5 protein-coding genes and 2 pseudogenes are annotated in these 8,269 nt (G+C 54.6%); all 7 read left to right on the top strand.

Going from position 1 to position 8,269, the window contains the following annotated elements; all coding sequences use genetic code 11:
- Positions 1-497 precede the first annotated feature (497 nt).
- Positions 498-1,511, top strand: a complete 1,014-nt coding sequence (locus tag SMC5_RS11420; RefSeq protein ID WP_455423457.1) for an ABC transporter substrate-binding protein — start codon at positions 498-500, stop codon at positions 1,509-1,511.
- A 43-nt stretch (positions 1,512-1,554) separates the two neighbouring features.
- Positions 1,555-1,836, top strand: a pseudogene (locus SMC5_RS11415) (ABC transporter substrate-binding protein); the annotation flags it as partial.
- 690 nt (positions 1,837-2,526) lie between these two features.
- Complete coding sequence (locus tag SMC5_RS07960) at positions 2,527-3,687, top strand: ABC transporter substrate-binding protein (protein WP_119120283.1); 1,161 nt, start codon at positions 2,527-2,529, stop codon at positions 3,685-3,687.
- A gap of 644 nt (positions 3,688-4,331) precedes the next feature.
- On the top strand, positions 4,332-5,492 hold the full coding sequence (locus SMC5_RS07955) for an ABC transporter substrate-binding protein (protein ID WP_119120282.1): 1,161 nt from the start codon (positions 4,332-4,334) through the stop codon (positions 5,490-5,492).
- A gap of 70 nt (positions 5,493-5,562) precedes the next feature.
- A pseudogene (locus SMC5_RS11740) lies at positions 5,563-6,469 on the top strand (branched-chain amino acid ABC transporter permease).
- 1 nt (position 6,470) lies between these two features.
- Complete coding sequence (locus SMC5_RS07945) at positions 6,471-7,454, top strand: branched-chain amino acid ABC transporter permease (RefSeq protein WP_119120281.1); 984 nt, start codon at positions 6,471-6,473, stop codon at positions 7,452-7,454.
- On the top strand, positions 7,454-8,218 hold the full coding sequence (locus SMC5_RS07940) for an ABC transporter ATP-binding protein (RefSeq protein ID WP_119120280.1): 765 nt from the start codon (positions 7,454-7,456) through the stop codon (positions 8,216-8,218). The genes SMC5_RS07945 and SMC5_RS07940 overlap by 1 nt, the downstream gene beginning before the upstream one ends.
- Positions 8,219-8,269 lie beyond the last annotated feature (51 nt).

The following is an 8,269-nucleotide window of genomic DNA, read 5'->3' as shown; positions in this document are numbered from 1 at the left end:
CATGAGAGCTTCCGTCTTGTCCAACAGATTGTGACCGGGGCGCGTACGCAGGTCCGTGAACCACACCTTGGACGCGTTCATACGTACTCCATTGCTGTTCGCAGCCATCGCAGTTCTATTGTTCGATTGATACAACGATCCTTCATCTGTTCCTCCTGACAAGTTATATCTCTTAGTTACTGTAGCATGAGGACGCCCGTGCGCAACCTCCGCGTCGTTGAGTTAAATGACTTCTCGCGAGCAGGAAACCATATCGAGGAGATGCTGAGAAGATGGGACACCAGAAACGCATCTCGTTCACAATCGGTTCACGAACAAGGGACATACTTGTCTGACCCAGAATGGCTCTCCAAAACTTCCTGGACGACCATTTGAACCGCCCAGCCCCCGCATGTTGACTTTTTCCTCCCGTGTGCGATAATTTTTCATGGTTACATGTGCGCTATTGTTCTCCATGACAGTCGAACCATCCCATCCGCTCACTATGGCCATGCTCCATGTCCTCCGCTTATCCACTCTCAGCAGGAGGACGGCCACAGCGATGCCGGGCACAACTAACCCAGCGCACGTGCCTGACCTCACCAACATACCGGACGAAACCGGCCTTGCAGGGGAAATTTCTGCAAGGCCGGTTTGCGTTCGTCGAAGGAGGTGATGCCACGACCGGCGATTCCGTCAAGCCTCTGTATACGAACACCACAAACCTATTTCCCGGAGGAACCATGATGAAACGAACCATCGTATTTTTGCTTGTTCTTACAGTACTTGTCGCAGGCATCACCGGTTGCGGCACTGCTACCAAAGTAACTGACCAGGTTGTCAACCTGGGCGGTATCCAGCCTATGACTGGTGGCGCTGCCACCTTCGGAGCTTCTGGCAAGAACGGAGCAACCATGGCCGTCGAGGAGTTCAACGCTGCCGGTGGAGCAACCGTCGACGGTGTCAAGACGACAGTCAACTACATCAACGAGGATGACACTGGTTCCCCCGAAGTCGGCGCCAGTGCCGCTCACAAGCTCATCGAGCAGGACAAGGTCATCGGCATCGTCGGCCCCCTCATGAGCAAAGTCTCCTTTGCCGTCGCGCCCATCGCGCAAGCTGCCGGTATCCCCATGATCTCGCACGGGTCGACTGCCACACAAGTCACACTGATCGGCGACTACATTTTCCGCGCCTGTTTCATCGATCCCTTCCAGGGAACGGTGATGGCAAACTACGTCTGGAATACGCTGAAGCTCAAGACGGCCGCAGTGCTGTACGACAACGGCAATGACTACAACAAGGGCCTTGCCGAGTACTTCAAGGCTGGTTTTGAGAAGAACGGTGGCAAGGTCGTCGCCTTTGAAGCTTTCACGGATGAAGACAAGACGGTCGACTACAAGGCCCAACTGACCAACATCAAGGCCGCCAATCCTGACTTCCTGTATCTGCCCAACTACTATGCCTCAGTAGCCCTTCAGCTGAAACAGGCACGCGAGATGGGTCTGAACGTNNGGTGGCGCGGCTGTTGAGGGTGGCGTCTTCTCCAATCACTTCTCCAAGGACGACCTCAGCCCCAAAGTCCAGACTTTCGTCAAAACATACACGGCCAAATACGGAGCAGCGCCCGACGCACTCGCTGCTCTTGCGTATGACGCTGCGGGACTGTTCCTCGACGCATTCAAGACTGCCGGTTCGATCAAGGGCTCGGATATCAGGGATGCCATGAAGAATACGACCTTTGTGGGTGTCGCAGGCGCCTATAAGTTCGACGAAAACCGCGACCCGATCAAGGCCGCAGTCATTCTACAGATCAAGAATGGCCAGCAGACGTACGTGACGACGGTCAACCCGTAACCAACACGATGACAGCCGCGGCGCGTACCCTGTTGCCGCGGCTGTCATCACCAACGACGTACGCCCGTGCGCCGCAATGGTGTGCGGTAGAAAGTTGAATACATGAAGCGGCACTTGGAATATCCCGGACCAGAAACATCAGACTTGATATGAGGTGCTGAAGCGCGGCACGCAGAGATCTATTCCGTCACGATCGGATCCGCCCCTTACGCTGCTGGTTTACCTACATCGATCACAGTACGGCACGTCGACCTCTCCCTTATTGTCTGTTCACTGGCCCGCGTGCTCAGTCATGCCGGAAGATGCCACTAAATGCACTCCAATAGCTCCTTCACAGTCCTTGACTCTTGTCTATTGACTTTTCTACCCACTCTGCAAGAATGCATTATGGATGTTAGATGGTTCCCCTTCTTTATTTCAGACTTTGACGCGCTATACCCTTTCGATTCGTGCTCACGCCTTGTACTAAATGGCCGTGCCTTGGGCGCACTGAGCAGAATTGAGCCTGGAATCTACAGTGAGCGAGAACCCAAGCCCTCAGCTTACATAACTACCAAAAGACCTCACGGAGAATCCGCCGTGAGGTCTTTTCGCTTCCTTGGAAAGGGGGTGTCGACAGACCTGCAAGCTTGACGAAGCTCTGTTACTCCACGAACTGGTATCACATTCCACATCAAGAGAGGAGAAAATATGAGAAGAATTCTTGCCATTATTCTTGTCTGTGCACTGATTGCCGGCGTTGGCGTTGGATGCAAAAAAGCTGAGGTCACACCCACCGAACAGGTTGTCAACCTGGGCGGTATCTTCCCGATGACCGGCGGATCGGCCACCTTTGGTTCTTCATGCAAGAACGGTGTAGCTATGGCCGTTGAAGAATTCAACACTGCCGGCGGAGCAACAGTCGACGGCGTTAAGACAACGATCAACACCGTCATCGAGGACGACACTGGTTCCCCCGAAGTCGGCGCCAGCGCCGCCCAGAAGCTCATCAACCAGGACAAAGTCATCGGTATCATCGGTGCCGTCATGAGCAAGGTCTCCCTGGCCGTCGCGCCTATCGCGCAAGCTGCCGGCGTCCCCATGATCTCACCAACGTCCACCAATGCGGGGGTCACGCTGATCGGTGACTACATCTTCCGGGCCTGCTTCATCGACTCGTTCCAGGGAACGGTGATGGCAAACTACGTCTGGAACACGCTGAAACTCAAGACAGCGGCAGTACTGTACGACAACGCCAATGACTACAACAAGGGTCTTGCCGAGTTCTTCAAGGCTGGTTTTGAAAAGCTGGGTGGCAAAGTCGTCTCCTATGAAGCCTTCACGGATGAAGCCACGACGGTCGACTACAAGGCTCAGCTGACCAACATCAAGGCTGCCAATCCTGAATTCCTGTATCTGCCCAACTACTACGGCTCAGTAGCCCTTCAGCTGAAGCAGGCACGCGATATGGGTCTGAATGTCCCCGCCGGCGGCGGCGATGGCTGGGATTCAGCTGACCTCGTCAAGATAGGTGGTGCAGCTGTCGAAGGTGGCGTCTTCTCCAACCACTTCTCCAAGGACGACCCCAGCCCAAAAACCCAAACTTTCGTCAAAGCATACACGGCCAAGTATGGGGCAGCGCCCGATTCCTTTGCTGCTCTCGCGTATGACGCTGCGGGACTGTTCCTCGACGCATTCAAGACTGCCGGCTCAATCAAGGGCTCGGACATCAGGGATGCCATGAAGAATACCAGTTTCGTCGGCATCTCCGGCACCTACAAGTTCGACGAAAACCGCGACCCGATCAAGGCCGCAGTCATTCTGCAGATCAAGAACGGGCAGCAGACGTTCCTGATGACGGTCAACCCGTAACCAGCACGATGACAGCCACGGCGACAGGGTATGCACCGTGGCTGTCATCACCAACGACGTACGCCCGAGCGACGCCGGGACCATGGGTCGTTGACACCTGTGAAAACCGTACAGTGGGGACTGAGTATATCCTTTGCCCTGCTTTCCAGCTCACTCTTCGTTGTCTATATTGTTGGCCTTTTCCTCTTTGCTGCGCTCCACTTTTGCAGACAGTCAGCCTGACATTCGACTCCGTCCGGTGTGTTGAAGCACCGGATAGGCGGGAGATTGCCTACCTCTTGACAATCCCTGCGGCATCGCGATACTCCACATGTATGAGGTTGCGTACATAAAACGATACACGAGATATCCTGGAGTTGAAATGTTGGATTTGATGTGGTCTTCATTACTCTCAGTCGGTTTGTGTTCGTACCTTGTATCAGATGGTTATGTCTCGGGCTCACCAATCAACACTCTGTCTGGAGTCCACAATAAACAGAGACCCAAGCTCTCAGCCTGTGCAGTTACCAGAAGACTTCGCGGAGAGTACGCCGTGAGACCTTGTTGTTTTCTTGGGAAAGGGGGATCAACGGGCCTGCAAGCCTAACGGTACTTTGTTACTTCACAAACCGGTACTACACATCTAAATCAAAAGAGGAGATCACATGAGGAGATTGTTTGCTATTATTCTTGTCTGCGCACTAATTGTCAGCGTTGGCGTTGGATGCAAAAAAGCTGCAGTCACACCCACTGACCAGGTTGTCAATCTGGGCAGTATCTTTGGAATGACCGGCGCTTCGTCTTCCTTCGGCATTGCCGAGGATAAGGGTGCACGTATGGCTGTTGACGAATTCAACGCTGCCGGCGGAGCAACGATCGGTGGCGTCAAGACGACGATCAATTACATTAACGAAGACGACACTGGTTTGCCCGAGGTCGGTGCCAGCGCTGTCCACAAACTCATCGATCAGGACAAAGTCATCGGTATCATCGGCGCACAGACGAGTATGGTCTCTCTGGCCATCGCGCCTGTCCTGCAGGCTGCCGGCATCCCCATGATCTCTCCATCATCCACCAATGAGAAGGTCACGCTGGTCGGTGACTACATCTTCCGTTCCTGCTTCCTCGACGCGTTTCAGGGAAGGGTAATGGCAAACTATGTCTGGAACACGCTGAAGCTCAAGACGGCGGCAGTACTGTACGACAACGCCAATGACTACAACATGGGTATTGCCCAGATCTTCAAGACTAGTTTTGAGGGGCTGGGTGGCAAAGTCGTCGCTTATGAAGCCTACACAAATGAAGCCACGACAGTCGACTACAAGCCTCAGTTGACCAAGATCAAGGCTGCCAATCCTGACTTCCTTTATCTGCCCAACTACTACAACGGTGTGGCCCTCCAGTTGAAACAGGCACGCCAGATGGGTCTGAATGCTCCTGCCGGTGGCGGCGACGCCTGGGATTCACCTGACCTCGTCACGATTGGTGGCGCGGCCGTCGAGGGTGCCATCTTCACTAACAATTTCTCCAAGGACGACCCCAGCCCCTTGGTCCAGAGCTTCATCACATCATACACGACCAAGTTTGGGGAAGCACCCGCGGGAGTCTCTTCTCTTGCATACGACGCTACCGGACTGCTCCTCGACGCATTCAAGACCTGCGGTTCAATCAAGGGCTCGGACATCAGGGATGCCATGAAGAATACAACCTTCTCGGGCATCGGCGGCGCCTACAAGTTCGATGAAAACCGCAACCCCGTCAAGTCCGCAGTCATCATCAAGATCGTGAACGGCCAGCAGACATACGTGACGACGGTCAACCCGTAAGCCTAGCTCACATCTGGGCGCAGCGGAAGCCAGGCATGTCCCCGCTGCGCCTCCTGTTGGAGGAGAAAATATGGGCCAGTTCCTGCAGCAACTTATCAATGGTATTCAGATAGGCAGTATTTATGCTCTGATTGCCTTGGGCTATACGATTGTGTATGGCATCGTGGGCCTCATCAATTTTGCTCACGCCGACATTTTCATGGTTGGCGCTTATATGGGATTTTTTCTTGCCCCCGTCATGGCCAAGATCTTTGGCGGCGCCTTCATTCCAACGATCATCGCAGCCATGTTTATTACCGGCGTGTTTGGCTTTGTCATGGAGAAACTTGCGTATCGCCCTCTGCGCTACAAATCCCGCCTTTCGGCGCTGATCACCGCGCTTGGCGTTTCGCTATTCCTGGAGAACTTCTGCGCACTGCCTTTCGTCTTTGGCCCGCAGTTCCGCAAGTTCCCTGACCTCATCGTCACAAAGCAGATTGTCATACCTGGCAACCTCGGCCTCTCCATCCCCAACGTAGTACTGCTCGACGTCGGCGTTTCCATCTTCCTGATGGTCCTGCTGTTCTGGTTTGTCAACANNGACTCTCATGGGCAAGCAGATGCGCGCGGTGTCGTCTGACAAATCAGCAGCCAGCCTTATGGGAATAAACATCGACATTGTCATAAGTACGGCTTTCATCGTGGGTGCTGCGCTGGCAGGTGCCGGCGGTATCCTGTACGGCACGACCTACGGCATGCTGGCAGCCCCGTACCTGGGCATATGGCCGGGCATGAAGGCGTTCATTGCAGCAGTCCTGGGCGGCATCGGCAACATCCCCGGAGCCGTGCTCGGCGCATATATCATGGGTATCTCGGAAGCGTTTGCGACGTCGGTCGACTCCAATTTAGGGTTCGGCATCGCGTTCGCCATCCTTATTGTCATTCTACTTGTTCGACCAAGCGGCTTACTGGGCAAGTTTATTCCGGAGAAGGTCTGACATGGCTTTTCTTCGCGCACACCGCACCGCAGCCACGGTCATTGCATTGGTGCTGGTCTATATCGCCATCAAGGTCCTGAATCTAGTGGGCATCCTGAACGCATACTACATCCAGCTTCTCATGCTGGTCGGCATCAACATTGTCATGACGGTCAGCCTGGGTATGGTGAACGGTTTCACCGGCCAGTTCTCCATCGGACACGCTGGTTTCATGGCTGTCGGCGCCTATACCTCAGCCATGATTACGACCGTCTGGTTACATGCGAGTACTGCAAATCCATGGGTCGGGTATCCCATCTTCATTGTTGCAATTCTTGCAGGGGGATTGCTGGCTGCAGGAGCAGGCTATCTTGTCGGTGCGCCATCGCTGCGTCTCAAGGGCGACTATCTGGCGATCGTGACACTATCGGCCAGCGAACTCATCCGAACAGTCATCCGTGTTACTAACTTCTTGGGTGGTCCCCGTGGCTTGGGTGGCATCCCAAAGTTCACGAACCTGGAGGTCGTCTTCGTATTCGCAACCGTGAGTGTCGTTCTCATGCGCAACTACCTGTTCTCGTCGCATGGACGTTCCATGAAAGCGGTCCGCGACTCGGAGATCGCTGCTGAAGCTACAGGTGTCAACACGACAAAGCAGAAGGTGTTTGTGTTCGTCTTCTCGGCCTTCTTCGCTGGAGTCTCGGGTGGTGTCTTTGCCCACCTGCTTCAGTTCATTCACCCAGACAACTTCACGTTCGCAAAGTCGCTGGAATATCTTATTTATCTGTACGTCGGCGGCTCAGCATCAATCAGCGGCGCCATGGTCGGCGCAGCTATCTTCACGGTTTTGCCCGAACTGCTGCGCAGCCTGCAGACGTGGCGCATGGTTATCTACCCGCTGATTCTCATTCTGGTCATGATCTTCCGGACGGAAGGCGTCATGGGCCTCAAGGAATTCGGCTTCATCCTCATTCCCCAACGTCAAAGGAAGGAGGTAAGCGCATAATGGCTCTCCTCGACGTTCAACATCTCACCCAGTTCTTCGTCGGCCTTCGCGCCGTTTCCGACTTCAACATCCAGCTGGAGCACGGCGAGATTGTCGGCCTCATCGGACCCAACGGTGCTGGCAAGACGACCGTCTTCAACGTGATCACCGGCGTCTATATGCCGACCAAAGGTACCATCGTCTTCGACGGGCAGAACATTGTAGGCAAGAAAACCTATCAGATCACTCAGGCAGGGATCGCACGCACGTTCCAGAACATCCGCCTGTTCAGTAAGTCCAGCGTTATCGACAACGTCAAGATCGCCTATCACTTCCGTATGCCCTATGGCAACACTGATGCGTTCCTGCACACACGCAAGTACTGGCAGGGGGAGCAACAGGTCGACGACTATGCCATCGATTTGCTGCGCCTGTTCCACCTTGACGGACATGCCGACGATATCTCGGGTTCCCTCCCCTACGGGGCCCAGCGCCGGCTGGAAATCGCCCGCGCTCTTGCCACCAAACCCAAAGTCCTCATCCTGGACGAGCCCGCAGCCGGCATGAATCCGGCAGAGGCAGACGAACTGATGGAAATGATCCACTGGCTCCGCGACAAGTTCGACCTGACTATCCTGCTCATCGAACACCAGATGAGGGTAGTCATGGGCGTGTGCGAACGCATCAAGGTCATGGACTTCGGCGAGACCATCTGCGAAGGCGTGCCCGAGTACATCCGCAACGACCCCCGGGTCATCGAAGCATACCTTGGAAAGGGGGCCTGACATGCTGCTCGAAGTCAAGAACATCGACGTTTTCTATGGCTCCATCCGTGC

Origin of the sequence: Candidatus Cryosericum odellii, from assembly GCF_003570935.1 — a bacterium.
GTDB lineage: Bacteria > Caldisericota > Caldisericia > Cryosericales > Cryosericaceae > Cryosericum > Cryosericum odellii.
Note: the sequence above shows the minus strand (reverse complement) of the source record. Positions and strands in the feature narration are given on the sequence as shown.

Excerpts from the sequence above, each read along its gene's own strand:
- SMC5_RS07960 (WP_119120283.1), top strand. The coding sequence starts at position 2,527 with ATGAGAAGAATTCTTGCCATTATTCTTGTCTGTGCACTGATTGCCGGC.
- SMC5_RS07945 (WP_119120281.1), top strand. The coding sequence starts at position 6,471 with ATGGCTTTTCTTCGCGCACACCGCACCGCAGCCACGGTCATTGCATTG.
- SMC5_RS07940 (WP_119120280.1), top strand. The coding sequence starts at position 7,454 with ATGGCTCTCCTCGACGTTCAACATCTCACCCAGTTCTTCGTCGGCCTT.
- SMC5_RS07955 (WP_119120282.1), top strand. The coding sequence starts at position 4,332 with ATGAGGAGATTGTTTGCTATTATTCTTGTCTGCGCACTAATTGTCAGC.